Raw genomic sequence first — 25,637 nt, forward strand, 5'->3', positions numbered from 1 at the left:
TTTGCTCCCGCGAACAAGCAAAAATTCGAATTTGCCTCTTTTTCACTGGACCTGCAGCTTCTTCTTCCCGGTATACTTCCATACATATTCGGTTAATTGCGCGGCCATTTCATAGAACAAAAACGGCGTAAGCAAGTAGATTCCGTTGAAAAGCGGCATCGCGGCGTCGAGCAATTCCTGCGCGATTTTCACGCCTTCCGCCCTTCCCTCCGCTCCTTCAAGCCCCGCCATTCTTCTGCGGACCTCGTCCGAAAGCTGAATGCCCGGCACCTCGTTATGCAAGTATTCGGCGTTGCGTCCGTTCGCAAGCGGCATGATGCCGACGAATATCGGAATATCGAGATGCTTCGTCGCTTCGGCCACGCGTTCGAACAAGGCCGGGTCATAGATTGGCTGCGTCATAATATAGTCCGCGCCGGAAGCGATCTTGCGCTCGAGCCGCTGCACCGCCTTGTCCAGATGCTTGACATTCGGATTAAAGGCCGCACCGACGACGAAATTCGCCTTTTGCTTCAGCGGCTTGCCGGAGAATGCCAGACCTTCGTTCAGCTGCTTGATCATGCGAATCATCTCGAAGGAGGTCAGATCATAAACCGAGGAAGAATCGGGCAAATCCCCGAATCTCGCGGGATCGCCCGTTACCGCCAGAATATGATCGATGCCCAGCGCGTCGAGTCCCATCATATGCGACTGCGTTCCAATTAGATTGCGATCGCGGCAAGCGATATGAACAAGCGGCCGAATGCCTATTCTCTCTTGCACGAGGGCGGCTAGCGCCAGATTGCTCATACGGGTAACGGCGAGCGAATTATCCGCCATCGTTACCGCGTCCACCTTCGCATCCTTCAACGCTTCGGCGCCCGCCATGAATTTCCCGATATCGAGATCGCGCGGCGGGTCCAGCTCGACGATTACGGTATGACGCTCCTTCACCAGCTCCACGATGGAAGGAGCAGAGACCGCCGGCTCCTCCGCCAAGCCCGTACCCTGCTTATGCGGCTTGATCTCGACGCTCTCCTGCCGCTTTCTTGCGGAAGGCTCCGCGAGCCCTAGCTGCGGCGAATATTCGGCAAGCGAAGCGGAGATCGCGGCAATATGCTCCGGGGTTGTCCCGCAGCAGCCGCCGATAATTCTCGCGCCTCGATCCGCAAATCTGCGAGCGCATTCCGCAAAATAATCCGGCCCCGCGGAATAGGTGTATTTGCCGTCCACATAGTCGGGAATGCCGGCATTCGGGAACACGGACATCGGCAGAGGGACAGGCCCTTCCACGGCGTCGATCGCGCGCAGAATGCCGTTCGGACCGCTCCGGCAATTGAACCCGACCACATCCGCCCCAAGCTCGCCGAGCTGGCGGAACGCTTCATGAAGCTGGACGCCGTCCTGCGTCCGGCCCACATCCTCGACCGCGAATTGGCAAATGATCGGGATATCGGTCAGAGATCTCGCGATGTCAAGCGCCAGCTTCATCTCCTTCAAGTTATAGAAGGTTTCGAGCAGGATGCCGTCAACGCCCTCCTCCAGCAATGCGAGCATATGGCGCCGATAGGCCTCCTGGGCTTTGGTCGTGCGGAGATTTTTCAGCTTGCCGTCGCGGATGGAGCCAACCGCTCCGACAATGTAAGCGTCAGAGCCCGCAGCCTTTCTCGCCGCACGCACGCCAGCGCGGTTAATCGCCTCCATCTCGCTTTCCAGACCGTGAATCGCCAGCTTCTCCACATTCGCGGAGAAGGTGTTCGTCTCGAGCACCCTTGCTCCCGCCTCATAATATTGACGATGCACATTCTCGATCACTTCGGGGCGAAGAATATTCAATTCTTCGTAGGAAACGCCGACAGGGAACCCCATCTGATACAGATAGGTTCCCATCGCTCCGTCGCCTGTCAGCAAGCGCTCGGCCATCGCCTCGCGCAAGCTTTGCTTTGCAGAATGCAAGCCGCTCATGACAGCCACCTACAACACTCCGCGGAAGACTTCCGCAGCAGGTCCCGTCATATAGACATGATTGTCGGCTTCATTCCATTCAATCAGCAGATTCCCGCCCTTGAGCGAGATCGTAGCCGTCCGGTCGGTAGCCTCGGTCAGCACCGACGCCACAAGCGTCGCGCAGGCTCCCGTGCCGCAGGCCAGCGTAGGTCCCGCGCCGCGCTCCCATACGCGCATATCGGCTTGCGTGCGGGAATTGACCGTTACGAATTCCACGTTGATCTTGCGCGGGAACATCGGATGAACCTCGAGCTTCGGCCCCCAGGTTGCCAAATCGAAGCTTACGGCGTCGTCGACGAAGATGACGCAGTGCGGATTGCCCATCGATACCGCAGTGAAGCGGAACGAGCGTCCATCCACCTCGATCTCATGCTCCACCACGCGCTCCGCATTCACCGTTGTCGGCACTTGCAGCCCTTGCAGGATCGGCTCGCCCATATCGACGCGAACCGATTGCACCTTCGCTTCCTCCACCGTCAGTTGCACTTTCTGCACGCCCGCTCCGAGCGTTTCGATGGTAATCTCATCCTTGCTCGTCATGCCGTTGTCGTACACATATTTCGCTACGCAGCGAATCGCATTGCCGCATTGCTCCGCCTCGGAGCCGTCCGAATTGATAATCCGCATGCGGAAATCAGCCTTCTCGGATGGCAGAATATAGACCAGACCGTCTGCTCCGATTCCGAAGAACCGGTTGCAGAGGCGAATCGCCAGCTCTGCCGCGTCCTCCGGAAGCCGCTGTTCGCCGGCCACCACGATAAAGTCATTGCCAAGTCCGTTCATCTTCGTAAAATTCATCTATGCTCTCCCCTTCATTTAAGCTGCTGCCCCAGGGTGTGTATGCAGACCCCAGACCCTAGTATTCTGTACTCTAGCATACCGTAAATGAAGGAGAAATGATATTGAGGAATTGCATCATCATTTGCATTATTTCGTCATCTTGCTACCGATTGCGGCCCCAGCGGCCACTTGGAATTCGATTTTTTCTTGTTCGATTTGCCAAGCACGCTGCCAATCCCCATCACAAAGGTAGGAATTCCAGCGGCTACGAATACGAGACACCATTCGCGGAAGCCGATCGGCACCGTTTTGAAGATCGGCTGCAGCGCGTCGATGTAAAGCACGCCAATCATCAAAGCAAGCGAGGACAAGACGGCGAACACCAGCGATTTATTTTGCAGCGGATTGCGATGGAAGATCGAACGCGAGCTGCGGCAATCAAATACATGTATCAATTGCGCGAGCACGAGCGTCGCGAAAGCGACCGTCTGGGCGGTGATCAGACCTTGCGCATCGCTGCCGTGCTCAAGCAGCGTAATCCAGAAGGCGCCGAGCGTGCAGATGCCGATCAAGATGCCGCGGCTAATAATTTTCCAGCCGAGCCGTCTTGCGAATATGTTCTCCTTGGCCGATCTCGGCTTATGCTGCATAAGGTCCTTCTCCGCCTGATCGACGCCGAGCGCCATAGCAGGCAAGCCGTCCGTCACCAGATTGACCCATAAAATCTGGATCGGCACGAGCGGCAGCGGCAGACCCGCCATCATCGCCAGAAACATGACGAGAATTTCGCCGACATTCGAAGCAAGCAGATAACGAATGAATTTGCGAATATTTTCATAGATGCCCCTGCCTTCCTCAATCGCCGCCACAATCGTCGAGAAATTGTCGTCGCTGAGAATAAGCGAGGACGCCTCCTTCGACACATCCGTACCGGTAATGCCCATTGCGATTCCGATATCCGCTGCCTTGATTGCGGGAGCGTCGTTGACGCCGTCGCCCGTCATCGCCACAACATGTCCTCTTCGCTGCAGCGCTTTGACGATTCGCAGCTTATGCTCCGGCGAGACGCGGGCGTAGACATACGCATTGTCAACGATGCCCTCCAGCTTCTCGTCATCGAACGCTTCAAGCTCCTTGCCGCTGATCGCGATGCCGCCGCGAGGCATAATGCCGAGCTGAGTCGCGATGGCTTCCGCCGTGAGCTGATGATCGCCCGTAATCATCACGGTCTTGATGCCCGCCCTGCGGCAGGTCGCAATGGCATCCTTCACCTCGCGCCGAGGCGGATCGATCATGCCGGTCAAGCCGACGAATACCAGCCCGTTCTCGACCTCGCCTTCCGTCTCGCAGGCATCCGTAAGCTTGAGATCGCGATAGGCCAGTCCAAGCACGCGCAGGGCGGACTGGGCCATTCGCTCGCCCGCTTCCGCGCATTTGCGCTTGAGCGTTGCGGTGAAGGGCACAACCTTGCCGTCCCAGAGCACATAAGAGCAATGCTCCATGAGCAGATCCGGCGCCCCCTTCGTGCAGAGCAGCCTGCCGCCCTGATGCTTCACGACGACCGACATGCGCTTGCGTTCGGAATCGAACGGGAACTCCTTCTCCCGCTGGTAGAGCATCTCGAGCGATTTGGCGGACGAGCCCAGCTTGGTCGCCAGAACCGCAAGCGCGCCTTCCGTCGGATCGCCCTTCAACACCCATTCCTCCGCCGCTTCCTTCGATTTCCGCTTCTTCGCGTTCGGGTCATTCGCCTCTTGCTTTATAATCTGCGCATTATTGCACAAGGCGCTGATTTGCAACAGCCGTTTTACAGGCTGATCATGCTTCAGATCGAGCGTTCTTCCGTCCTCGTACATCGCCCCTGTCGGCTCGTAGCCTTCTCCGCTCACCTCAAGCTGCCTGCCGCTGATCCAGACATGCGTAACGGTCATCTTGTTCTGCGTCAAGGTGCCTGTCTTATCGGAGCATATAACGGAAGCGCAGCCGAGCGTTTCCACGGAAGGCAGCTTCCGCACGATTGCTTTCCGTTTGATCATGCGCTGCACGCCGAGCGCCAGCGCGATGGTGACAATTGCCGGCAAGCCTTCCGGAATGGCGGCGACAGCCAGACTGACTCCGGCGAGGAACATGCCGTAAGCCGGCTGTCCATGCAGAATGCCCGCCAGCACGACCATGACCGTAAGCCCAAGCGCGACGATAATGAGCAGCTTGCCGAGCTGCTCAAGCCGATGCTGCAGCGGCGTTTCCATCGATTCGGTCTCCTGAATCAGGCCGGCGATCTTGCCCATCTCCGTGCGCATACCCGTTCGTACGACAATGCCCTTGGCTGTCCCGCGCGTAATCATCGTACCCATAAAGCCGACATTTCGTTGATCGCCAAGCGGAAGCTCTCCTTCCGTTATCGGAGCGGCATGCTTGCCTACGGGCACGGACTCGCCCGTCAAGGCCGATTCTTCCACATAACAGCTGTTCGCCTCGATGAGCCTCACATCGGCGGGAATGCGATCCCCGCTCTCGAGGAAGATCACATCGCCGGCAACCAGATCCTTGGCGAGCACAGTTACGCGCTCGCCGCCGCGAAGCACGGTGGCTGAAGGGGCGGACAGCTCCCTCAGCGCTCTAAGCGAGCGCTCGGCTCTGAACTCCTGCACGAAGCCGAGCACGGCATTAATGACGATAATCGCAATAATCGTAATCGCGTCCAAATATTCGCCGAGCAGTCCGGAGATCAGCGTTGCACCCATCAAGATGAGCACCATGAAATCCTTGAACTGATTCAGGAACAGCACAACGGGAGATATCCGCTTGCCCTCCGTAAGCTCATTGCTTCCTCCCTGCTCCAGGCGTTCTGCCGCGGCGGAGGGCTTCAGCCCATCTTCCAGCGAGCCTTTTAGCGTATCAAGCAGCTCATTCGTGCTCATTTGATGCCATTTCATTTGTTCCATTGTACGACTCCCTCCTGTATGATGCCGGCCCAACGGACAGCATTTAAACGCACGTTCAAAAAGACCGGTTTTCAGCACCGAGAAGCTTGTATGAAGCTAGAAACTGAGGAACGGAACGTAGTGGTTGCTACGTGAGTACCAGAAGTTTCGGCTGAATGCAAGATTCGATGTCGAGTAGACTTCTTGACATACATCGTGATCAAAAGCGGGCTTTTTGAACAACCCTTCTACCACCACTATATTCGGACAGGTTGTAAATTATCCCACCGCACTTAAGTTTTTCTCTTAAATATGGCATGATAGTAACATCTGACAGAGAGAGGAATTTAATCATTATGGCTTTAGACGGCATTGTCGTGCGCGCGATCGCACATGAGCTTCAGCGCTGTATCGGCGCGCGCATTCATAAAATCCATCAGCCCTCGTCACAGGAGCTGGTGTTTGGTATAAGAGGCAACGGTGTGAACGGTAGGCTGCTCTTGTCGGCCAATCCGACCTATCCGAGAATCCACTGGACGACCGCGGCCTATGTGAATCCGCTCGAAGCGCCCATGTTCTGCATGCTGCTTCGCAAGCATTGCGAAGGCGGCGTCATCGAATCCGTGAAGCAGATTGGCCGCGAGCGCATTCTGCATATCGCGATCAGACATCGCGATGAGCTCGGCGATACATCGAGCAAACGAATCATTATCGAAATTATGGGAAGACACAGCAATATCATTCTTATTGACGAAGCGACCGGACTCATTCTGGACGGCATTCATCATGTAACTCCGGCCATCTCCACCTATCGCATCGTGATGCCCGGCAGCGCGTACACCGCTCCTCCCGAGCAAGACAAGGTCGATCCGCTGAGCATAACCGAACGCCACGCGTTCTGGGAGCAGCTTGCTGCGCCGAAGCAAGGGGCGGAGAGCTCTTGGCAGAATCGGCTGGTCGGAGCATTCAGCGGCTTCAGCCCGCTGCTCGCGAAGGAGATCGTCTACCGCGCCGTGCAAAGCTCGAAAGCCGACATGGAGCTCGAGGAGCAGCCGGAAGCGCTGTGGGAAGCATTCCGCTCCCTCAATCAGCTTTTTGAGGAGCATCACTACGAGCCTGTCCTTGTCGAGAACGGGGAGACGGGCAAAGCCAGCTTCTCCGTGACGCAGCTGACTCATATACCTGGCGAAACGATACGCTACGAGTCCGTCAGCGACTTGCTCGAAGCCTTCTTCGGCGACAAGGCGGAGCGCGACACCGTGAAGCAGCGCGCCGCGGACTTGATTCGTTTCGTGCAGAACGAAAAGAGCAAGAATGTCTCGAAGATCAAAAAGCTGGAGGAAACGCTCAAGGAAGCGAAGGATGCGGAGAAATACAAGGTGCTGGGAGAGCTGCTGACGGCTTACATGCATCAAATCAATAAAGGCGACACCTCCGTTGAGCTGATCAATTTCTATGACGAGGAGCAAGCGACGGTCTCGATCGAACTGGATCCTCAGCTAAGTCCCTCTGAGAATGCTCAGCGCTATTTCCGAAGATATACGAAGCATCGGAACTCCCTGGCGGTCGTCGCGGAGCAAATGGAGATTGCAGACAAGGAAATCCATTATTTCGAAGGGCTGCTTCAGCAGCTGGAATCCGCGTCGCTGGCGGATATCGGCGAGATCAGAGACGAGCTTGTCGCGGAAGGGTATATGAAGGAGAAGCATCGCAGAGGGCCGAAACGAAAAAAAGCAATGCGGCCTGCACTGCTTTGCTACACCTCCTCGGAGGGCATTCCAATCTATGTAGGTAAAAATAACACGCAAAATGAATATGTGACGAATCGGCTCGCCGCGCCATCTGACACATGGCTTCACACCAAGGACATTCCAGGCTCCCATGTGGTCATCAAAGCAACGAATTTCGGCAATCCGACGCTGGAGGAAGCCGCCATGCTGGCCGCGCATTACAGTCAAGCCAGAGCGTCGAGCATGATTCCGGTCGATCACACCTTGATTCGTCATGTACGCAAGCCAAGCGGCGCTAAGCCGGGCTTTGTCATCTACGATCATCAGAAAACCCTGTTCATCACGCCGGACGAGAATCGTATCAAGCAATTAAGCCGGGAAACAAAGTGAAGCGGCGACGCCCTGCGTCCTACCGAATCATGTCCTGCGCTTAGCCACGCTCCCGCAGCTGCAGCAGCTGCGGGACAATCGCCGCGGACACGCCTCGGGCGCCCAAATCTCCATGGAAGCTGACGCCTTCCCGGATACCGTGAAAATCCGATCCGCCAGTCGCGATCAGATTATATTTTCTCGCCAGATCCCCGTAACGCCGCTCATCCTCCATCGAATGATCCGAATGCGACGCTTCAATGCCGTCGAAGCCGAGACGAAGCAGTCTCTCCACAAGCTCATCGTTGCCGTAAAGGCCCGGATGCGCCATAACGGCCACGCCGCCCGCGTCCCGAATCCAGCCCAGCGCCTCTTCCGGATGAATTCTCTCCTGCAGCACGTAAGCGGCGGCCCCTGCGGCCAAATAACGATCGAACGCTTCCTTCATGGAAGGGACGATGCCCTTACGCACCAGAACCTCCGCAATATGAGGCCTTCCTGTGCTCTTCAGCTTTGCATCCGCGCCATGGACGACCGAAGTTCGCCCCGACCGCGAAACCTCGTCTACCTCCGCCATCGTGATCGCGATTCCAAGCGCATTCAGTCTTTGCAAAATTTGCACGTTGCGCCGGTCCCTGGCCAGGCGCTGCAGCGATAGACGCTCCTGCCACAGCTTGTCCGCAATATTCATGCCATAGCCCAGAATATGAATGTCCGCGCCGTCCGCGATCGTGCTCAGCTCAACGCCGGGAATAACGGCCAGGCCTGAACGCCCTCCTTCCTCAATCGCTTCCTCCACGCCTGAAGTCGTATCATGATCCGTAATCGCAATGGCCGACAGGCCTGCTTCCTTCGCCATTCGGACAACCGTCGCGGGAGCGAACATGCCGTCCGAAGCCGTCGTATGACAATGGAGATCCGCTCTTCCTTCGCTTACAGCCATTGATGCAAATCCCTCTCTCTCAGGAAGGTAAGGAACGTAACCGCCGAGATCGGAAGCAGCGCCGATTTCAAATAAATGGAATAGAATTGTCTTTGAAATTTGCTGTCCCTTATTTTCACGATTTTGATCAGACCAAGCGCAACCTCGTGCTTCACCGACGAGGAGGACAGGAATGAAATGCCAAGTCCCGCTTCCACTGCGGATTTCACCGCCCCGGTGCTGCCAAGCTCCATCACGATCTTCATCTCGCTGAGATCGAAGCTTTTCTTCTTGAGCTGCTCTTCCATGACCAGCCTCGTCCCAGAGCCCTGCTCGCGCAGCACAAACGGATACTGCAGCGCCTCCTCCAGCAAAATATCGTCTCGGTCCGCAAGCGGATGTTCCTTGGGCACAACGAGCTTAAGCTCATCGCTCATAACCGCCTCCATATGCATATCCGGATGATTGACCGGCGCCTCAATCAGGCCGAAATTAAGCTGATGATTCAGAATATCCTCCATAATCTGCGCGGTGTTCATGACCTTCATGCTGATCGAAATATGCGGATATTCTTGTCCGAACGGCCCGAGAAGCCGCGGGAGAACATATTCGCCGATCGTCAAGGAGGAACCGAGCTGCAGCCGCCCTTTCAATTGCTTCGTGAAGGAGGACATCGCCTGATCGGTATCCCGAATGAGATCAATGCTGCGCTTCGCATAAGGCATAAGCGCTCTGCCCGCCTCCGTCAATTCAATTCGTTTCGTTGAACGCTGAAGCAGCTTGGTTCCGAAATAATCCTCCAGGGATTGCACTTGCATCGTCACGGCAGGCTGAGTCATATGCAAGGATTGCGCCGCAGCGGAGAAGCTGCCTCGCTCCGCAACTGTGAAGAAGATATGCAGCTGATGAAAGTTTAGAGCCATCATGATCCGTCCCTTCTTGTCGTTCTCGCTATTATACAACATAATAGGCCGAATGTTATAGAAAATTGATTCCTGGCTGCATCCCGCTTTCATGCAAAAAAAACGTATGATCGCCAGTGATCATACGCTTCATCCATTCTTTGTCATAGTTATTTCCTCTTTCGACTGTTCTTTACCAAAGTCATCCGCCTGGAATGTCTCAGCCAAGAATAATAGCTCTTGAGATCGCGCAGCTCGATCGTCTCCGACATTCTTCCAAGAAAGGTAACGACGATCATCTTGTGCAGCTTATTGCCGAGCAGATCGGTTTCAGTTGGAGAATCGGAAAATTCGGCAACAAACACCAAATCCTCGTCAATTAAGTATACATCCTGTTCGTTGCGATAATAGGGCTCGATATTCCCTTTCTTCAAACAATCCCAAATAAATTCAGCAATGTCGTCATAACCCGTCTTATCGCTTTCGATGCGGTCAATCCAGCGGCTCTTGGCATGGTTGGTAATAATAATATCCACGACGCGTTTATCGCCCAGATTGACATAAAACGACTCGTACGTGTTCCATCTTCTAGTCATTTTATCCTTCATCCCGCAACCTACTCCTCCCAAGGAACCAGGGCTTTTATCCTATTTATATATATATTACCATTCTACCATGATTGTCCGATTTTTCAACATAAAAATAAACTCAGGCCATTTTTGTTAATATATGGTATCAACAAATTTATAAAAAAGCCGCCTTGCACAACTTATGCGCTCAGCGGCGTTCGCAATCATCCCTCTTAGAGGCTGTAAAACCTCGTTTTATCTTCAATATCCTTGCTGTATTCCGTCTTTATTTCATTGCGGTACGAGCGCTCCACCTTGCGGACGAACGCAAGTCTGTTCATCTGCTTGACAGCCTCCTCGGCTCTATCCGCATTCATGTACAAGACTACATAATGCAGCTTTCGCGACATGAAATGCACGCTTCCGAAGCGTTCCAACGCTCTGGCCGCTTTCAAATCGCTGACCCATACAATAAATCCCGTTCGATCCGGCAGCATGCGCTTTCCTCCCAACTTTGTAGGTTCCGCTTCAGATTTCTCCGGCTAGCCGCAGCCTCCGCTGCCGCAGCCGCATGACCCCCCGCCCCCGCAGCCGCCTCCCGAGCCCCTCTCATTGCTCGGCACCTTGATAGTGTCGGATACGGATTCGGCGATGACACGCGAAACCTCGAATAACATATCATCCAATTGTTGCTCGGACTGCTTGAAGCGGCGAACGCATTCCATCTCGCCCAGTTGCTTCTCAAATTGTTTGACCTTATCCTTCGCCGCGTGATAATCGGGATGAAAGCGGCCAAATCTCTGACATTCCTCGAAGAGTTCCTTCGCTTTCGCGAATTGGCTTTGAATCTGCTTTACCTCATCATTGTTATCCACAACCGTCTTCCAATATAAATAGTCGGCCACCTCGGCCGATTGATTAATCGAATCGCCTATATCATACGCATGGAGCAGGAGCGACGCCATATCAAGTGAAGAGCTGGCGCCTTCTGTTCCACCAGTTAAAGTTGCCGCAAACGCATCGATTGCCGGCATAGATCCACCTCGCTTTTATATGCATGCTGACTTCTTTATTATCATAGCATAAATGGCGAGGGGATGAATAGTCCGCCGCCAAAGCGCGCATGCCCTAGTAACATCCCTCTGGAATCAACAACCTCATCTCCTCCCACATTTCATAGGAAAGGCGGTTTCGTTTCGGATATCCGCTCCTCTGCAGTCTGCCAGTAACCGTCCATTCCGGGCCGCTTAGCTCCATCTCGTCGGGGATGAAGACAACCAGCTCGCCATCCATCTTTAATTGAACGGCCGTCTCGAGCTGCATCGCTTGCTGCATAAGCTCTTTCCTGGTAGAGGCATGATAGCTGCGCAGCTGTTTGTGCCACATCGCGGGCAGCCTGTCCAGATTTTGAAGAAGAGGAACGCAGCCTTGCGTCAATGGAGCGATCTCGCAGGTTGTCAGCTTTGCCCCGACGGCGATGAACGGGACCTGGGCTCTCGCCGGCCAAGACCACTCTGCTGCCGGAAGGTCCGAATGATGGCGAAGATCCGCGTAAATCCCCGCGGTTTTCCGCGCCTTCGAATCGATTCCGCCACATCCTTCGCCGGGCATTATCCATTCCTCCAGCATCGCTGCGACCGTATCCGGCAATTCCGCTTCTCCGCTGGCCTGAAGCAGAAAACGCTCCAGGCATGCTTTTGTTCTTCCATGCGCCGCTGCCCGTTTCACAGATTCCGGCGTTATTTGATAGCATGTCAGTTCATCGTCGCTGCGCCGTTCGCTGATCAACTCCAGCTCCCATCGGGTCTCCATGCAGCAGGACGGTTCGGCGAGAAGCTCTCCGCTCGGTTGAATGTACAGTCCTTGCCCTCGTTCGACGGAGCTGCTCCATTCCCGGAGACGGAATATTTCGTGACGCTCCTGACCCGCCTTGGCATCCCCAAGCTCCGCCCAGCCCGCTCGGCAGAATAAGGATAGCCACGCGGACAGCCAGTCATGGTCGACCGCCTCGCGGGACAACAAAAGCTCCTTCGCCCGATTCAGACTATGCCATGGACCGGGCTCAAGACTAAGAAGCAAGGAAGCCGCACACATCGCTTCAGGGCAAGAAGCTAGCAGCAGCTTGCCAAAGAGCCAGTTCATGAGCGATCGCTCTCTGTCTGCGTCCGACTGAAGGAGCCACGCCTTCAAACCGGCTGAATTCAGACTTAAGCCTTCCCTCGCCCGGTCCACGATCCCGAGCTCGAAGGCTGCTTCGAGCACAACAGCCGCTTCCGCCGGATAGGGTCCAGTGATCTCCAAGCCATCGACGAAAGGCTGAAGCTGGGCCTCGCCAAGCTCCACTTGCTGAAGCAGCTTTTCAATCGTTTTCTTCGGCAAAGCTCCCTTGGCAGTATACTTCATGCCAGTCCGCGCGATTGCCGAGATCGCGTACATCAGCTGTCTTCCGAAGCTCACGCTGCTATTCCTTCTGCCATTATCTTCATCGATGAAGGGGATGAACTCCTGGTTCAGAGGGGAAAGCCCGGTTGGATAGAAGAGCCGCTGCCAGAGGAGGCAGCTGTTCGCCGGCATGAATAACTCTCTTTCTCCCCATGTCTCGCTGATTGCGAACAGGATTCCGGCCGTTTCGAGCTCCTGCAGCCCAATTCGGCATTGCGCGCCCGATAACGCTGTGTTGGCGCGCAATTCCTTGAGCAGTCTCTCTTCGGGTGCGGGAATGACGCCGAAAGAGTCTATCATCGCCCTTAGCGCCTCTCTTGCTGCATCCGACAGGCGCGACAATGCCCCCGAAGCATTCTCGGGCTGCATCGCATGCTTCGCCCACTCGCCCCTTTCCCCAATTCGCGAACAACGCCACACGGAAGAATCCCAATACCGCTTTAAGCGAGTCGGATTCAGACGTGCCGTCAATTGCTCCATAATCATATTTGCGACGCCTCCGTCAGCGGAACGCGAGAACCGGGTTGCCGATCCTGTTGCTCCTGTTGCTCGGCAGCATTCAGCTGCTCATAGGAATAGCCCTGCTCCAGCATGAAGAGCTGCCTCTTAGCGGCGAATAAAGCTTCCTTCGTATGATTGGTAACGAGAGAATAGAACCAGGCATGATTGCCGCCCTTCTTCGGCCTGAGCAATCTGCCGATACGCTGCGCTTCCTCTTGCCTCGAGCCGAAGCTTCCGGATAATTGAATCGCAACTGCCGCATCCGGCAAATCAACAGCGATATTGGCTACCTTCGATACGACCAGAATGCCGATCTCGCCTGATCGGAACCGCTCGTAGAGCGCCATTCGTTCGGAATGCAGCGTGTTTCCGGTCAGCAGCGGCGCCTGCAGCGCTTCCGCCGTTTCGCCAAGCTGCTTCAAATACTGTCCGATAATGAGCGTAGGCTTGCCCCGGTGCTTCTGAAGCAGTTGCTTGACGACGGCAAGCTTACTCGGATTCTCTGCAGCGATTCGGAGCTGGGCTCGCGGAGAGGCCGCGGCGTATTCCTCTTCGCAAAGGGGATGAAGCCCTACGCGAATTTCCGTACATGCCACTTCGGAAATATACGATTCGCTTTCCGCTTGCTTCCACTGAAGATCGAAGAGCTTAGGTCCGATCAACGAATACACATCCTCGGCGCAGCCGTCCTCCCGAATGAGCGTCGCCGTAAGTCCCAATCGCCTTGTTGCTTGAATGGAAGCCGTCATGCGGAAGACAGGAGCAGGCAGCATATGCACCTCGTCATAGAGAATAAGTCCCCAATCCCGATCCCAGAACAGCTTCATGTGGGTGAACTCGCCATCCTTCTGCCTTCGTCTCGTCAATAGTTGGTAGGTTGCGATCGTAACCGGCCGCACCTCTTTGCCGGAGCCCGCGTATAAGCCGACCTCATGCTCGGCCAGCGTCGTCTTGTCCAGCAGTTCGTCCTTCCATTGTCTTGCGGAGATGACGCTCGAGGTCAGAATGAGCGTCTCCGCGCTCAGTCTGGCAAGCGCTGCCAGCCCAACGATCGTCTTGCCGGTACCGCATGGAAGAACGACAACTCCGCTCCCGCCATGCATGGAATTCTCTTCGAGAAAGCGATTCACGGCAGCTTGCTGATAAGCTCGGGGCGCGAAAGGCTGTCCGAAGCCCGTTCTTTCTTTGAGTCTCACATCGAGCGTCTGTCCCTCATGGTAGCCGGCGCGATCGATGACAGGATAACCAAGCCGTGTCAGCTCTTGCTTGAACAAGCCTCTGCAGTTGGGATCCAGCTCCCATTCGCTTGCCGACAGGGAGCCCGTGAACCAGGAAGACAACCCCGGCCGGCGTCGCAGCTCTTCGATCATCTCCTCGTCGCCGGAGAGCAGCAGTCTGCCGTTCACGGCTGACAACGTGAGCTTGCCCAAGCGATCCGCCCAGGTCCGCAGCGAGGCCTCCGCTTGAGCGGGTATCCCGTATCTCGCATGCGAAAGAAGAGCCTCATGAATCTCAGGCCATGCAATGCCTGTACTCAAGCCATTCCATAACGACATCGGCGAAATGCGATAGGTATGCATCCTTCCTGTCCTTTTCTCGGCCTCCGCGACGAGAATAAGCAGTTCTCGCGCCTCATTCGCTCCCGGCTTGCGTTCATCCAGCAGAATCGACAAATCGGATTGAATAATCAGCGAGCAATCTCTCTGATGAATCATGGCTGCGCCCCCTTTTCAATTCCTCTTCTGTAAGTATGAGGGGAATATCCATATTTTATCCCTGCCGGCCGGATAACTCTTTCGATAGCATGCGGGATTATGTGGTATAGTAGTAGAAGACTACCTAAACTGACGCGCTGGAGGAAATGTCATGAGACGACTATTCATTATCCCTATCGCTCTGCTGCTAGTCGCTGCGGCAGGATGCTCTTCCATTGCGAATCTCACCTCGAAATCGGTGAAGGCGAATACCTGGTATCCGGTCAGCGGTTATATAGATGGAGATACATTCAATATCAAAGTGAACAAGGAATATGTAACGGTAAGAATGCTGTATATCGACGCACCGGAGATCAAGGCGTACACAGAGCCGTTCGGCGCTGAAGCCGCCGAGCGAACGAAGCTTTTGCTCGCAGACTCCAAAGAGGTTCGACTCAGCTTCGATGAGAGCAAGAAGGACAGCTATGATCGCGTACTCGCAATGGTTGAACTGAAGGATGGGACCATCTTGAACGAGCAGCTTCTCGAAGAGGGACTCGCCAAGGTGCTCATTATCGAACCGAATGTGAAGATGGAGAATCTGTATAAGAAGCTGGAGCAGCAAGCCAAGCAGGACAAGTTGGCGATATGGAGCTCCGGCAAGGAGAGCAGTCATGCGGATGTCACGCTGCGTAAGGCGGTGCAGACAGGACTGTCGATCGAGGTGGACAAAAAAGCCGAGCTGGTGACAATAAAGAACACATCCGCGAACGCGATTAATCTCGAGGGATGGAAGCTGGTCAGCGTGCTTGGCAATCAGACATACACCTTCCAAGCGATTGAGCTTCCCGCCAAAGGGCAAATTATCGTCTCTTCCGGCGATTCGAATCTCGGCAATCAATCAGGCGTGATTCTGGAATGGGAGGCCGATAATGTCTGGGACGACACCGCTCAGGATTCGGCCGAGCTTTACAACGAGAACAACGAATTAGCGGCCGAATGGGAGGATGAATAACGCTTGCCGAGGCAAGCGTTATTTCTTTTCCCCGGCATAATGCTCGGCCATTCCGATCAGAAGAGCCGCGGAATGCAGCATCGCCCGCTCGTCAATATCGAACTTGGCGTGATGATGCGCGTATTCTGCTCCGCAATCGGGATTGCCCGCGCCGACGAACATAAAGCAGCCGGGCACTCTTTCCAGATAATACGAGAAATCCTCTGCCACCGTGATGGCGTCAGCCATAACGGCATGCTCTTCCCCAACCAATTGCTTCGCCACTTCGAAAAATCGCGAAGCCTCCCTCTCGTCATTCACAACTGCAGGATAGCCGATTTTCATATGAAGACGATGGCGTGCGCCATGCATTTCGCAAATATGCTTAATAATCGTTTCAAGACGTTCATGAGCAAGCTTCCGACTATTCTCGTCGAAGGTTCGAATCGTGCCTTTCATCCGGCATTTCTCGGCAATAACATTATTCGTCGTTCCCGCTTGGAACGAGCCGATTGTTACAACGGCCGGATGAAGCGGATTGATGCTTCGGCTGACAATGCTCTGCAAAGCCTGAACGAGCGCGGCTCCGATCATAATCGTATCGATCGATTGATGCGGCAGTCCGCCATGTCCGCCAAGACCCTCAATCTCAATCTCGAACTCATCGGCTGCGCTCATGAAGGGCCCCGGCTTCGTGGACAGCGTCCCGTATGGCAATGGCGTCCACAGATGCACGCCATAGATGACATCGACGTCTTGGAGCGCGCCGTCCCCGACCATTTCCTTCGCGCCGCCGGGCGTCACTTCCTCGGCCGGCTGGAACAGCAATCGCCGCTCTCCCGCGAAGCTGTCCGGATGTGCCGCGTAATAGCGAGCGACGGCCAGAAGCGCGGCCGTATGCCCGTCATGCCCGCATGCATGCATCACTCCGGGCACCTTGGAAGCATATTCCGTCTGCTTCTCATCTTGAATCGGCAGAGCGTCCATATCGGCACGCAATGCCACAATCGGCCCCGTCTCTCTTCCTCTCAAGGTTGCCACAATGCCGTGGCCTCCGACATTCCTTCGAATTTCGCAAGGAAGTTCCGCCAGCTGCGCCGCGATCCATTCCGATGTTTCTTGCTCTTTATAGGAAAGCTCAGGATGCTGATGAAGATGTCTGCGCCACTTCACCATTTGGGGATAAAGCTCCGTCAAGCATTGTTGGGCTGGAGAATTCAGACTCATTCCACGGGCCTCCTACTTTCGTTTTCTATCTGTTTAAATGTAGTGTAGCAGATCATGAGCATGATAGGAAAGCGCCACTATGCTCAGCAATGCCATCGGATTTTACCACTTTTCTCAAAAATGTCACGAACAGTTTCGCTTTGCCGCCGAGTAAGGGTTGCGCAGACTGGGGAAACATACTATCATGAGAAATGAATGCAAACACATGTCTGGTTGAATTTGGGAGGAACAGAAATGATTATCGAAAACTCCGGATTAAACGGAATGCAAGCTGAACTAAGCTATCTGGACGAGGTAGCCGGCAATGTCGGCTTTGTTCGCTGGCAATGGGAATATTATCGCGCTACATACGATTTGAAGCTGGTGGAGCAATCTACGGGAACCGAATTTTTTCTTCGGATGAATACAAGAGCGATTGAAGGCAAGCTGGAATCCCCTCACGCGCTTCTGAGCGTCGAAGCCGTCTATATGGGACGAGCCACCTTCCCGCATGGCCTTGACTACGAGACCCCTATTCCGCAGCATATCCTGGATACGGCGCTTCAACGTCTAGATCAACTCAAGAAGCATCTCGTATAGGGTACCGCTATGAGCGCTGCGCAGAACGGCAGTCGTGGAAGACCGGACTTTCTGCTTCTTATCATGACCTTGCTGCTGGTCGGTTTTGGACTCGTTATGGTCTTCAGCGCGTCCTCCGGCATTGCAGTCGTATCATCCAAGTTTCAGAACGACGCCTCATACTTTACAAAGCGCCAGCTCGTATGGGCTGGCCTTGGCTTATTCACCATGTTCATGCTTATGAATATCAAATACACCTTCTACAAGAAGAGCTTTCTCCTGCTGTTCGTCCCCGTGCTGATTATGCTGATTCTCGTACCCTTCATCGGAGAACGGCTTAACGGCGCGAGAAGCTGGTTCGGATTTGGCTCGCTCGGCATTCAGCCGACCGAACCGGCCAAGCTGGCTATCATTCTCTATCTGGGGGCTCTGATATCGAAGAAAGGCGAAAAGTTCCGCGATTTCAAGAAGGGCTTGCTCCCCGTCATCATCATCATTGGCTTCATTTGCGGACTCATCATGCTTCAGCCCGATCTCGGCTCCTGCTTGGTGCTTGCCTCCTGCGCTGCTGTCATGATAGTGGCGGGAGGGGCGAACTTGAAGCAAGTGTTCTACACCGGAGCGGTTGCCGGAATATTCATTACCTTGTTTTTAAGCTTGTCGATGCTGATCAACCCATCAGGCTTTCAGAAATCGTGGCAATACCGGATCGATCGCTTCACCGCCTTCATGGACCCTGTCGCCCATGCCCAAGGCGAGGCATGGCAGCTTGTCTCCTCGCTTCAAGCGCTGGGTCACGGCGGAATAACCGGTGCGGGATTTGGCGAAAGCGTGCAGAAGCTTAGCTATCTTCAATATGCATACACCGATTTCATCTTTCCGATTATCGCGGAAGAATTCGGTTTTATCGGGAGCGCGCTCTTCCTGCTTTTCTATCTCGCTTTTATATGGAGGGGCATTATCGTTGCGCTGCGCTGCCCGGATCAGTACGGAACACTGGTCGGGATAGGCATAGTCAGCTTGTTCGCGATACAAGCCTTCGTCAATATCGGCGGCGTAACCGCAACGATACCGATTACGGGCGTAACGCTGCCCTTTATTAGCTATGGCGGCTCGTCCTTGCTTGTCAGCCTGATGTGCATGGGCGTGTTGCTAAGCATTTCCCGGGAATCGAATCGAACGGACAAGCCAAGGACGAATCACAGGACCCGCTAGAAGGAGCCTCAGCTTAGATGCCCTCTGGAAGCGGTGCATATGTCTTATACGTCGGCGAAAAAACCAAAGAGGCCGTCTCCTGCTTGAGGAGATGGCCTCTTTCTTGTCAGCGAAGGCTATTTCAAGCGTGCGGGCTGCTGTTGCTGCTCTTCAATATCATCTTCCTTGAAGATGACTCCCTCTACTTTCACGTTAACCTCAACAACCTGCAATCCTGTCATATTCTCCACGGACTCCCGAACATTAAGCTGAAGCTGTCGGCAAACCTCCTGGATCGGAATACCGTAATGGACGATGATTCGTAAATCGATAGCTGCCTCAAGCTGACCGACTTCAACCGAAACGCCCTTCTGTACATTCTTGCCGCTGAGCCGTTTGGCAAGACCCTCGGAAATCCCGCCGGACATCGCGGCAATTCCTGGAGTTTCGAGTGCTGCCAGTCCCGCTATTGTCGCCACTACATCGTCAGAAATTCGGATTAGGCCCGTTTGTAGATCTTCGGTCATGTCATCCACTCCTCAATTTGCCATATATGTGTATTGTAATAGAAGGCGTCCAAGGAAGCAAGGCGGCAAAAAAAAAGAAAAGACTCATGAGAGAGACTTTCCTTTTCTATCCAAAGCTTCATAGAGTACGGCCAAATTGCGCTCCAGCATGCTGACAATATCGCGCCCCGATTGCTCCGACACAAGACCGGTGCGAACCGCAAAATCAACCTCTCTAGAGAACCCATACATTTGTGTATCCAGAACCTCTTCGTACAGAGGGCACTGACGCGTTGTTAAGTTCGCCATTTGCACTTCGATAAGCTTTTCTATCTTGCTCGCATCCTCTTGAAGAAGACGCCTTGCTTTCTCATGCAATAAGTCCGTAATTTCCGGTGCAGACATTCTACTCCCCCCTGTGCGCTTACCCGCTAACTTCTATACCCCTATATTAGACGAAAAAGGAGCAATACACAAGGACATACACTCAAACAAAAAGCGTTTTTCAAAAAAACAAGCGCTTCTTCGAAATATTTCGAAGAAGCGCTTGTGCTGATGTCACGTTTAATTAACCTTCAACAATCGTTATCTTAAGATTATGCTTCGCAAAAACTTCAGCCATAGCCTTCTTCGCATCGTCAGCGTCCGGACCATGAACATGCAGCTCATAGGCATGACCGCCGACCAAGGTAGTGAACAATCCCAGAATGCTCTTCACATCGATATATTTGCTCTCAGCTTGAAGAACGATTGATGAAGTGAATTTATTCGCTGTTTGTGAGATTTCTACAATTGCAGAGTTGTTAGACATAGGGAATTCCCTCCAGTTCAATTAGTAATGCTTTCCTTTGTCCTCATAATAACTCGAAATGTGACATGGAGCAATAGGGTTGGAGAAAAAAACGCTTCAATCCCAATAATTTCAAGGCTTTCATCCGTATTTTCATCCAGTATATGCATCTCGGAATCAATTGCGAACTCACTTGGTTATTCCGCCTGTTGTCGGCTCTGCAGCCGCCGATCCGTCGAAATCCTGCAATCTGACCGTCGTATGCCTCGATTCCTTCATGGCATGGCCGGCGCGAATATATTGAAAGCTTGTTTTTTCCTCCATCTTCAGCGGAATAAGCCTTCGTCTGTCGATCGTAATGTCATAGACGGAGCTGCAAACGAGCGTCTCCAGCATTGCTTGAAGCTCTTGTCGGGAAGCGTCCAAAACCTCGTCCCTGTTTGATCTTGCGCCCTCATCCGCAGCCTCGCGGCCGCTTCCAGCCACCTGCTCCAGCTCCTCCTTCAGCCTTGCAGACCAGCGTTCCTTCGTTACGTCAGGCGCTTCCTCGACTCTCAGCGTCAAGATGGGAGTTGAGGAAGCTTCATCCGCTCCCTCGCCCGAGATGACGACCGATTGATTCGATTGATTCAACGTTTTAAGCACTTCTATCGGATTCCAATCATGTTCACCCTGTTGCCGGGATTGAATCGTCAACTGCTCATGATTGCTAATTCTTCCTTCAAAGGTTTGGGGCTGAAACATAACCCCGCCCTCAAGACCCATGGAGGTCGATCCCGTGAATGCATATTGATCCATGGCCTCAAGGCCGGAATACGAGAGCGAGAGCCATTCCTCCGGCGTATGCTTGCTGGCATCGGTCGTACAGCCTTCGGCAAAAACGAATATGAGCATAAGCAGCAGCATACCCGGAAATCCTTTCAACTTCCTGCGTTTCATGCGTCTTCCTCCTGCAGCTTTTTCCTCATAGGTTTGCCCATGATTCATTCGGCTACTCCGACAATTCGCAAAAAAACGCCTTTTCAGGCGTTTTCATCTCTTGCTTATGTTAAGAATTGGCGTTCAACTTGCCAACCTTTATACGATTCCTTCCGTTGTTCTTCGCTTCGTACAATGCCATGTCCGCTCTGTAAAACAATGATTCAACACTGATTTTCTTATTGTCGAAGGTCCACTCCGATACGCCGCAGGATACCGTAACCTTCGGATTCGTCTCGTCTTCGACCTTTCTGCGGATTCGCTCTGCAATGCGCAATGCCTGATCAAGCCGTATGCCTGGCAAATAAATGGCAAGCTCTTCGCCGCCCCAGCGAGCGGCGATATCATCCTGCCGAATACAGGAATTAATAATTTTGCTGACCTGAATCAGGATCTGATCTCCGATTTGATGCCCGAATGTATCGTTAACGCGTTTGAAATAGTCAATATCCACCAGAATAAGAGAACCGAACGGATCCTTCCGCTGTCGGGCTTGAATTTGTTCATCCAGAAAATTCCTCGCATGCAGACCTGTTAAATTATCGGTGATGACCATTCGCTGCATCTCGGAGTGAAGAGAAGCATTCGCAACCGCGAGGCCGATATGCGTGCTCATGACCTGCAGCAGCTTGTAATTGTCGTAAGAAAAAAAATTAGCTACCTTATGCGTAATAAGGATGACGCCGACCACATCGCCCTCCACGAATACGGGCGTCGCAATAAGCGATCGCGATCCCGTCTTGTCCATCACCTCCGAGGTAACCACTCTCGTATTCCAGTAGTCTGAAATAATGAGCGGCTCCCTGGTTCGGTAGACGATGCCGCAGAAGCCGTACTCCGGGGAGAAGGCCTCGCTGGTTAACGAAGGAATATTGCTGGACTTGATTTCGAATTGATTGGTTACGGGATTAAGCTGGAGCACGCAGCAGTAATCGGCGTCGAATATCGTCAAGAGCTCATTCGTCGCGAATTGAAAAATCTCGTTCAAACGCAGCGACTGATTAAGTCGCTTTGTCATTTCGTTAATAAGCCTAAGCTCGTTGATAAGCAAATTAGACTGCTCGTAGAGCTTCGCGTTCTCGAAGGCTGATCCCGCGGTATCGGCCAATAGAAGAAAAGCCGGCATATTGGACGCTTCCCATCTCTCCGCTTCAATCGTCAAGCACAACACGCCGTAGGCCGCCTGCTTCCCCGACATCGGCACAGCCAGCCTGATCATGCCGTCTCGCCCCTTCTCCGTGGCAGGCTTCCCGTCCAGAAAGGCTTGGGCGACGATGTCGTGGGCCGTGTTCTTGAAGATAAGCGGCTTTATCCGCGGATCTCCGTCCACATAGTCTTGCGACAGATACAAATGTACGTCGGAATTGGCGTACAGCGTCTCCAGACTGTGCAGCATCTCGGCCAACACCGATGTCACGTCGATCTGGTCGTACAACCGCTTCGCCGCCAGGAACAAAGCGTCTCTGCGCCCCGCCTCCTTCTCGTTAATGGTTTGCTGCCTAAGAATATCCTTCACGTACAGCTGTTCGAACGAACGGTAGAAACAGCTCCGGTAATGCATTGCGCAGGCTTGCGCCTCCCCGGGCGCGACAAACCCTTGAAGCGGAGCAACGCTGACAAATATCGCAAAGAGCCCGCCGTCCGATCTGCGCTTCAAGGGAATGCCCGTTAGGCTGCAGCCGTGAGCAGAGACAGATGCTGGCGCACTTGTATGCTGCAGCTTGGCGCCCAGCTCCGAGACGGCGCGGTTCAGCTCCTCTTCCGGCATGTCAAAGGTTAAGCCGCAGACGCCGCAACGAAGAAGCTTCTTGCTGTAAATTCTGAATTCGTAGCGCTGGAATGCCTCCAACTCCGAGGCCTCCGTCATCCACTGATGAAAACTTTCTTCTAACAATGAAGGAAGGTAGGGCTCGTCCGCTTCTTGGATGTCTTCATTTGCAAACCATATAGAATGTTGTTCGTTCCGTTCTACTAACATGAAGCACCCAACCCTTTCCTCAATTCTTCAGGAAGATGAGCTTTCGTATGTTCAACGATAGGTATGATCGAGATTGAATTCCATATCATTATAAAACATTATAACGCTGTCAGCGTCATTCGTTTAGACGCTCGCAGCCTTTTCATTCTGATCATACTTTATTTTTGATAATATTGCACTATAAAATGCTAAATTTATAGGACTAAAGACACTTTTTCTAAGATGTGGTCCGAGCAAGCTTATCGGATATAACCGCTTGACTTTTCATCATTATTTCATATAATATTAATTGTTGAAAACATGGGCGTACGGTTTTGTGTCACCCTCAGGATTGATGTTCACGGATAGGCCTGCGGCTGAGGTGCTTATCTGGATCAGGCATGCTTGATCGAAGAACGTTTTTCCGCGAAACAACCCCAAACTCAAAATTTCATTTGATGAAGGAGTTAATACGAGATATGGCACGTTATACAGGACCAAAATTTAAATTAAGCCGCCGTCTGGGCATTTCCCTGAGCGGTACAGGAAAAGACTTGAAGCGTCCTTTCCCGCCGGGACAACACGGCCCTAACCAACGCAGAAAAATGAGCGGTTACGGCGTTCAATTGCAGGAAAAGCAGAAGCTTCGCCATATGTATGGCTTGAACGAGAAGCAATTCCGCAACTTGTACGACAAAGCAGCGAAGCAAAAAGGTAAAGCCGGCGAAAACTTCATGGCTTTGCTGGAGAGCCGTCTGGACAACCTTGTGTATCGTTTGGCGCTTTCCAATTCCCGCGCAGGCGCGCGTCAATTGGTCGCTCACGGTCACATTACCGTTAACGGCAAGAAAGTGGATATCGCTTCCTACACAGTAGCTGTCGGCGATGTAATCGGTCTCCGCGAGCGCAGCCGCGGTCTGAAAGCGGTCAAAGAAGCTTTGGAAGGCCGTCATCACATCCCGAACTACCTTGAGTTCAGCGAACAGGCAATGGAAGGCAAGTACGTTCGTTTGCCGGATCGCGCCGAGCTTTCCCAAGAAATTGACGAGAAGCAAATCGTCGAATTCTACAGCCGTTAATCGACCGACTTCGCAAAGAAGTGTCGCAGAAACCACCTCGGAGCCCTCTTGTTACTTGGGAGCTCCGAGGTTTTTTTGTATGATCTTCAATACTTATTTTTGTATTTATGCGCTCAATGGAGAATTTCTTGGAATAAATCGGGCAATGCGAATTTGGCCAAATTGCCCTGCACATTATCAAGGGGACTTTCCCACTATAGCGTGCTCAAGGGGACTGAACAGGGTCTCAATTAGCACAGCTAGGTGAAAGCTGTCCTTGAGAAGATAGAGCGTCTCTGTCGTAAGCATGATGGCCGCGATGAATAGCAGGACAGAGACTAAGTTTTTTTTGGAATGTTGTTCAATCGCCTGACTGCGCCATTCGAATATGGCGATCAAAACGAACAGAATCAGAATCGTAATCATGCGGGAGAGCGCTCCTCTTCAGAATGTGAAGTTCTTTGTCCGACTCCGAACCAGGATTTAACGCTGTCCACGACAAAATACAAAGCAGGGATCAATTCTCCGATCATAAAGACAGTCAATATCCCCCCGGACATTGCCTCGTGAAATTGAATGGTGTTCTCGAACAGACTCAGGGAACTCACTACGACTAACAGCGTGATCGGGATGACGATAGGCTTATGCGTCCTCAGGCCAATCATATGGGACAAAATATGCGAAACAATGAATATAATCAGCCCGAGCTTGACAAAGATGCTTATTAGCCACAAGGCGATAAGCGCCGGATCAAGCGTCTCCAGAAACGTACCGTTTTTCATAAAACGAAGCAGCTCCAACTCAGGGTAATTCAAATTGGAAGCTAGCTCCACGCCAAAAGTAAGCAGCACGGGACCAATGTGCAGCAGCGTAATGGCAGCCGATATCAGGATCGCCCATACGATAGGTCGCCATGCGCTTTTGGGCTCCGATAAATAAGGAAACAGGAATATCACCAGTCCCATCTCTCCATACACGCTTGCAGTATAATAGGCAGTCGGCCATGCTTGAGCCAAACTGAAGTGGGTGAGGATGCCTTTGGCAATAAACCACTCGTAGGTGTCTCCAACCAGCAGCGGAATCAGCAGAAAAGAGCACATGCTGAGATAAAATATCCCTTCTGCCGACCGGAATACCGATTTGATGCCAAATCGTACCGTATAAGCAATACAGATGCCGCATAAGCCTGCAATTGCCCATGGAGGGGTATTGATCAAGTAAAACTGCGTTAGAAAATCCTGAAGCTCCCAGAAATTTAGAATCGCAATTAGAAGATAAGAAGCAGCCGCATAGAGCATGAGTGGATAATGCAGCCATTTGCCGACAATTTGTTTTCCGTATTCCACAAAAAACTGTTCGGGTCTGCGTATGCCTAATCGAAATGCAACATATGTAATGCCAAGTCCCAGTACCGCTCCGGCCGCAATGCCGAGCGGAGCATTGAATCCGCTCCTGCGAACCATAAGGCTGAGCATGAAGGCAATCATGGTGGAAAACAGATGAAGCGCAAACAGCTTGGTCAATTGTCCGGAAGTGATTGATCCTCTCGCCATGAT

General features: G+C 53.0%; 23 protein-coding genes. 5 read left to right on the top strand and 18 right to left on the bottom strand.

Going from position 1 to position 25,637, the window contains the following annotated elements; translation table 11 throughout:
- Positions 1 to 42: 42 nt before the first annotated feature.
- The 3 genes from HFP08_RS17795 to HFP08_RS17805 all read right to left on the bottom strand — a co-directional run bounded on the left by HFP08_RS17795 (position 43) and on the right by HFP08_RS17805 (position 5,711).
- Complete coding sequence (locus HFP08_RS17795; protein WP_168122037.1) at positions 43 to 1,944, bottom strand: bifunctional homocysteine S-methyltransferase/methylenetetrahydrofolate reductase; 1,902 nt, start codon at positions 1,942 to 1,944, stop codon at positions 43 to 45.
- A gap of 9 nt (positions 1,945 to 1,953) precedes the next feature.
- Complete coding sequence (gene dapF / locus HFP08_RS17800; protein ID WP_168121957.1) at positions 1,954 to 2,784, bottom strand: diaminopimelate epimerase; 831 nt, start codon at positions 2,782 to 2,784, stop codon at positions 1,954 to 1,956.
- A gap of 137 nt (positions 2,785 to 2,921) precedes the next feature.
- A complete protein-coding gene (locus HFP08_RS17805) occupies positions 2,922 to 5,711 on the bottom strand; it encodes a calcium-translocating P-type ATPase, SERCA-type (protein ID WP_168121958.1) in 2,790 nt (929 codons plus the stop codon).
- 335 nt (positions 5,712 to 6,046) lie between these two features.
- Here HFP08_RS17805 and HFP08_RS17810 point away from each other — a divergent pair, with 335 nt between their 5' ends.
- Entirely contained in the window at positions 6,047 to 7,810 is a 1,764-nt protein-coding gene (locus tag HFP08_RS17810; protein ID WP_168121959.1) for an Rqc2 family fibronectin-binding protein, read from the top strand.
- 40 nt (positions 7,811 to 7,850) lie between these two features.
- Here the strand turns inward: HFP08_RS17810 and HFP08_RS17815 are convergent, their stop codons facing one another.
- The 7 genes from HFP08_RS17815 to HFP08_RS17845 form a co-directional block, all read right to left on the bottom strand.
- Positions 7,851 to 8,732, bottom strand: coding sequence for a PHP domain-containing protein (locus HFP08_RS17815; RefSeq protein WP_168121960.1), 882 nt, complete (start codon positions 8,730 to 8,732; stop codon positions 7,851 to 7,853).
- Positions 8,723 to 9,634 carry a selenium metabolism-associated LysR family transcriptional regulator gene (locus tag HFP08_RS17820; protein ID WP_168122038.1) on the bottom strand — a complete coding sequence of 304 codons (912 nt, stop codon included), beginning with the start codon at positions 9,632 to 9,634 and terminating at the stop codon, positions 8,723 to 8,725. The genes HFP08_RS17815 and HFP08_RS17820 overlap by 10 nt, the downstream gene beginning before the upstream one ends.
- 149 nt (positions 9,635 to 9,783) lie before the next feature.
- Positions 9,784 to 10,221, bottom strand: coding sequence for a hypothetical protein (locus HFP08_RS17825; RefSeq protein ID WP_168121961.1), 438 nt, complete (start codon positions 10,219 to 10,221; stop codon positions 9,784 to 9,786).
- Between the two features lie 194 nt (positions 10,222 to 10,415).
- Positions 10,416 to 10,679, bottom strand: coding sequence for a YlbG family protein (locus tag HFP08_RS17830; protein ID WP_168121962.1), 264 nt, complete (start codon positions 10,677 to 10,679; stop codon positions 10,416 to 10,418).
- 45 nt (positions 10,680 to 10,724) lie between these two features.
- Entirely contained in the window at positions 10,725 to 11,216 is a 492-nt protein-coding gene (locus HFP08_RS17835) for a YlbF/YmcA family competence regulator (RefSeq protein WP_168121963.1), read from the bottom strand.
- A 94-nt stretch (positions 11,217 to 11,310) separates the two neighbouring features.
- Entirely contained in the window at positions 11,311 to 13,110 is a 1,800-nt protein-coding gene (locus tag HFP08_RS17840) for a helicase-associated domain-containing protein (protein ID WP_168121964.1), read from the bottom strand.
- Complete coding sequence (locus HFP08_RS17845) at positions 13,107 to 14,840, bottom strand: DNA repair helicase XPB (protein WP_168121965.1); 1,734 nt, start codon at positions 14,838 to 14,840, stop codon at positions 13,107 to 13,109. Before HFP08_RS17845 ends, HFP08_RS17840 begins: the two co-directional genes overlap by 4 nt.
- Positions 14,841 to 14,991: 151 nt before the next feature.
- On the opposite strand from HFP08_RS17845, the gene HFP08_RS17850 reads away from it, so the two are divergent.
- Positions 14,992 to 15,834 carry a thermonuclease family protein gene (locus HFP08_RS17850; protein ID WP_168121966.1) on the top strand — a complete coding sequence of 281 codons (843 nt, stop codon included), beginning with the start codon at positions 14,992 to 14,994 and terminating at the stop codon, positions 15,832 to 15,834.
- Between the two features lie 18 nt (positions 15,835 to 15,852).
- Here HFP08_RS17850 and HFP08_RS17855 read toward each other — a convergent pair whose 3' ends face one another.
- On the bottom strand, positions 15,853 to 17,040 hold the full coding sequence (locus tag HFP08_RS17855; protein WP_168121967.1) for an amidohydrolase: 1,188 nt from the start codon (positions 17,038 to 17,040) through the stop codon (positions 15,853 to 15,855).
- 234 nt (positions 17,041 to 17,274) lie between these two features.
- Between HFP08_RS17855 and HFP08_RS17860 the strand changes: the two genes are divergently transcribed.
- Entirely contained in the window at positions 17,275 to 17,619 is a 345-nt protein-coding gene (locus tag HFP08_RS17860; RefSeq protein ID WP_168121968.1) for a YugN family protein, read from the top strand.
- 9 nt (positions 17,620 to 17,628) lie between these two features.
- Complete coding sequence (gene ftsW / locus HFP08_RS17865; RefSeq protein ID WP_168121969.1) at positions 17,629 to 18,813, top strand: putative lipid II flippase FtsW; 1,185 nt, start codon at positions 17,629 to 17,631, stop codon at positions 18,811 to 18,813.
- Between the two features lie 116 nt (positions 18,814 to 18,929).
- Here ftsW and HFP08_RS17870 read toward each other — a convergent pair whose 3' ends face one another.
- From HFP08_RS17870 to HFP08_RS17890, 5 genes are all read right to left on the bottom strand, one after another.
- Positions 18,930 to 19,319: an Asp23/Gls24 family envelope stress response protein gene (locus tag HFP08_RS17870; protein ID WP_168121970.1), complete on the bottom strand. Its 390-nt coding sequence runs from the start codon at positions 19,317 to 19,319 to the stop codon at positions 18,930 to 18,932.
- Between the two features lie 84 nt (positions 19,320 to 19,403).
- A complete protein-coding gene (locus HFP08_RS17875; RefSeq protein WP_168121971.1) occupies positions 19,404 to 19,703 on the bottom strand; it encodes an Fpa/YlaN family protein in 300 nt (99 codons plus the stop codon).
- A 163-nt stretch (positions 19,704 to 19,866) separates the two neighbouring features.
- Positions 19,867 to 20,109 carry an HPr family phosphocarrier protein gene (locus HFP08_RS17880; protein ID WP_168121972.1) on the bottom strand — a complete coding sequence of 81 codons (243 nt, stop codon included), beginning with the start codon at positions 20,107 to 20,109 and terminating at the stop codon, positions 19,867 to 19,869.
- Positions 20,110 to 20,277: 168 nt separating this feature from the next.
- Positions 20,278 to 21,027 carry a hypothetical protein gene (locus HFP08_RS17885; protein WP_168121973.1) on the bottom strand — a complete coding sequence of 250 codons (750 nt, stop codon included), beginning with the start codon at positions 21,025 to 21,027 and terminating at the stop codon, positions 20,278 to 20,280.
- Positions 21,028 to 21,136: 109 nt separating this feature from the next.
- Positions 21,137 to 23,044 (bottom strand): sensor domain-containing diguanylate cyclase, encoded by a 1,908-nt coding sequence (locus HFP08_RS17890; protein WP_168121974.1) that lies wholly within the window; start codon positions 23,042 to 23,044, stop codon positions 21,137 to 21,139.
- A 458-nt stretch (positions 23,045 to 23,502) separates the two neighbouring features.
- Here HFP08_RS17890 and rpsD point away from each other — a divergent pair, with 458 nt between their 5' ends.
- Positions 23,503 to 24,102 carry a 30S ribosomal protein S4 gene (gene rpsD, locus HFP08_RS17895; protein WP_168121975.1) on the top strand — a complete coding sequence of 200 codons (600 nt, stop codon included), beginning with the start codon at positions 23,503 to 23,505 and terminating at the stop codon, positions 24,100 to 24,102.
- 177 nt (positions 24,103 to 24,279) lie between these two features.
- Here the strand turns inward: rpsD and HFP08_RS17900 are convergent, their stop codons facing one another.
- On the bottom strand, positions 24,280 to 24,507 hold the full coding sequence (locus HFP08_RS17900; RefSeq protein WP_168121976.1) for a hypothetical protein: 228 nt from the start codon (positions 24,505 to 24,507) through the stop codon (positions 24,280 to 24,282).
- Complete coding sequence (locus tag HFP08_RS17905; protein ID WP_168121977.1) at positions 24,504 to 25,634, bottom strand: GerAB/ArcD/ProY family transporter; 1,131 nt, start codon at positions 25,632 to 25,634, stop codon at positions 24,504 to 24,506. The genes HFP08_RS17900 and HFP08_RS17905 overlap by 4 nt, the downstream gene beginning before the upstream one ends.
- Positions 25,635 to 25,637 lie beyond the last annotated feature (3 nt).

The organism is Paenibacillus sp. HB172176 (assembly GCF_011947265.1).
Lineage (GTDB): Bacteria > Bacillota > Bacilli > Paenibacillales > Paenibacillaceae > Pristimantibacillus.

What these genes read in the sequence shown, in the direction of transcription:
- rpsD (WP_168121975.1), top strand. Translation starts at nt 23,503, where the DNA reads ATGGCACGTTATACAGGACCAAAATTTAAATTAAGCCGCCGTCTGGGC.
- HFP08_RS17880 (WP_168121972.1), bottom strand. Translation starts at nt 20,109, where the DNA reads ATGTCTAACAACTCTGCAATTGTAGAAATCTCACAAACAGCGAATAAA.
- HFP08_RS17900 (WP_168121976.1), bottom strand. Translation starts at nt 24,507, where the DNA reads ATGATTACGATTCTGATTCTGTTCGTTTTGATCGCCATATTCGAATGG.
- HFP08_RS17805 (WP_168121958.1), bottom strand. Translation starts at nt 5,711, where the DNA reads ATGGAACAAATGAAATGGCATCAAATGAGCACGAATGAGCTGCTTGAT.
- dapF (WP_168121957.1), bottom strand. Translation starts at nt 2,784, where the DNA reads ATGAATTTTACGAAGATGAACGGACTTGGCAATGACTTTATCGTGGTG.
- HFP08_RS17830 (WP_168121962.1), bottom strand. Translation starts at nt 10,679, where the DNA reads ATGCTGCCGGATCGAACGGGATTTATTGTATGGGTCAGCGATTTGAAA.
- HFP08_RS17855 (WP_168121967.1), bottom strand. Translation starts at nt 17,040, where the DNA reads ATGAGTCTGAATTCTCCAGCCCAACAATGCTTGACGGAGCTTTATCCC.
- HFP08_RS17810 (WP_168121959.1), top strand. Translation starts at nt 6,047, where the DNA reads ATGGCTTTAGACGGCATTGTCGTGCGCGCGATCGCACATGAGCTTCAG.
- HFP08_RS17845 (WP_168121965.1), bottom strand. Translation starts at nt 14,840, where the DNA reads ATGATTCATCAGAGAGATTGCTCGCTGATTATTCAATCCGATTTGTCG.
- HFP08_RS17825 (WP_168121961.1), bottom strand. Translation starts at nt 10,221, where the DNA reads ATGAAGGATAAAATGACTAGAAGATGGAACACGTACGAGTCGTTTTAT.
- ftsW (WP_168121969.1), top strand. Translation starts at nt 17,629, where the DNA reads ATGAGCGCTGCGCAGAACGGCAGTCGTGGAAGACCGGACTTTCTGCTT.
- HFP08_RS17870 (WP_168121970.1), bottom strand. Translation starts at nt 19,319, where the DNA reads ATGACCGAAGATCTACAAACGGGCCTAATCCGAATTTCTGACGATGTA.
- HFP08_RS17885 (WP_168121973.1), bottom strand. Translation starts at nt 21,027, where the DNA reads ATGAAACGCAGGAAGTTGAAAGGATTTCCGGGTATGCTGCTGCTTATG.
- HFP08_RS17850 (WP_168121966.1), top strand. Translation starts at nt 14,992, where the DNA reads ATGAGACGACTATTCATTATCCCTATCGCTCTGCTGCTAGTCGCTGCG.
- HFP08_RS17815 (WP_168121960.1), bottom strand. Translation starts at nt 8,732, where the DNA reads ATGGCTGTAAGCGAAGGAAGAGCGGATCTCCATTGTCATACGACGGCT.
- HFP08_RS17840 (WP_168121964.1), bottom strand. Translation starts at nt 13,110, where the DNA reads ATGATTATGGAGCAATTGACGGCACGTCTGAATCCGACTCGCTTAAAG.
- HFP08_RS17820 (WP_168122038.1), bottom strand. Translation starts at nt 9,634, where the DNA reads ATGGCTCTAAACTTTCATCAGCTGCATATCTTCTTCACAGTTGCGGAG.
- HFP08_RS17875 (WP_168121971.1), bottom strand. Translation starts at nt 19,703, where the DNA reads ATGTCTGCACCGGAAATTACGGACTTATTGCATGAGAAAGCAAGGCGT.
- HFP08_RS17860 (WP_168121968.1), top strand. Translation starts at nt 17,275, where the DNA reads ATGATTATCGAAAACTCCGGATTAAACGGAATGCAAGCTGAACTAAGC.
- HFP08_RS17890 (WP_168121974.1), bottom strand. Translation starts at nt 23,044, where the DNA reads ATGTTAGTAGAACGGAACGAACAACATTCTATATGGTTTGCAAATGAA.
- HFP08_RS17835 (WP_168121963.1), bottom strand. Translation starts at nt 11,216, where the DNA reads ATGCCGGCAATCGATGCGTTTGCGGCAACTTTAACTGGTGGAACAGAA.
- HFP08_RS17905 (WP_168121977.1), bottom strand. Translation starts at nt 25,634, where the DNA reads ATGGCGAGAGGATCAATCACTTCCGGACAATTGACCAAGCTGTTTGCG.
- HFP08_RS17795 (WP_168122037.1), bottom strand. Translation starts at nt 1,944, where the DNA reads ATGAGCGGCTTGCATTCTGCAAAGCAAAGCTTGCGCGAGGCGATGGCC.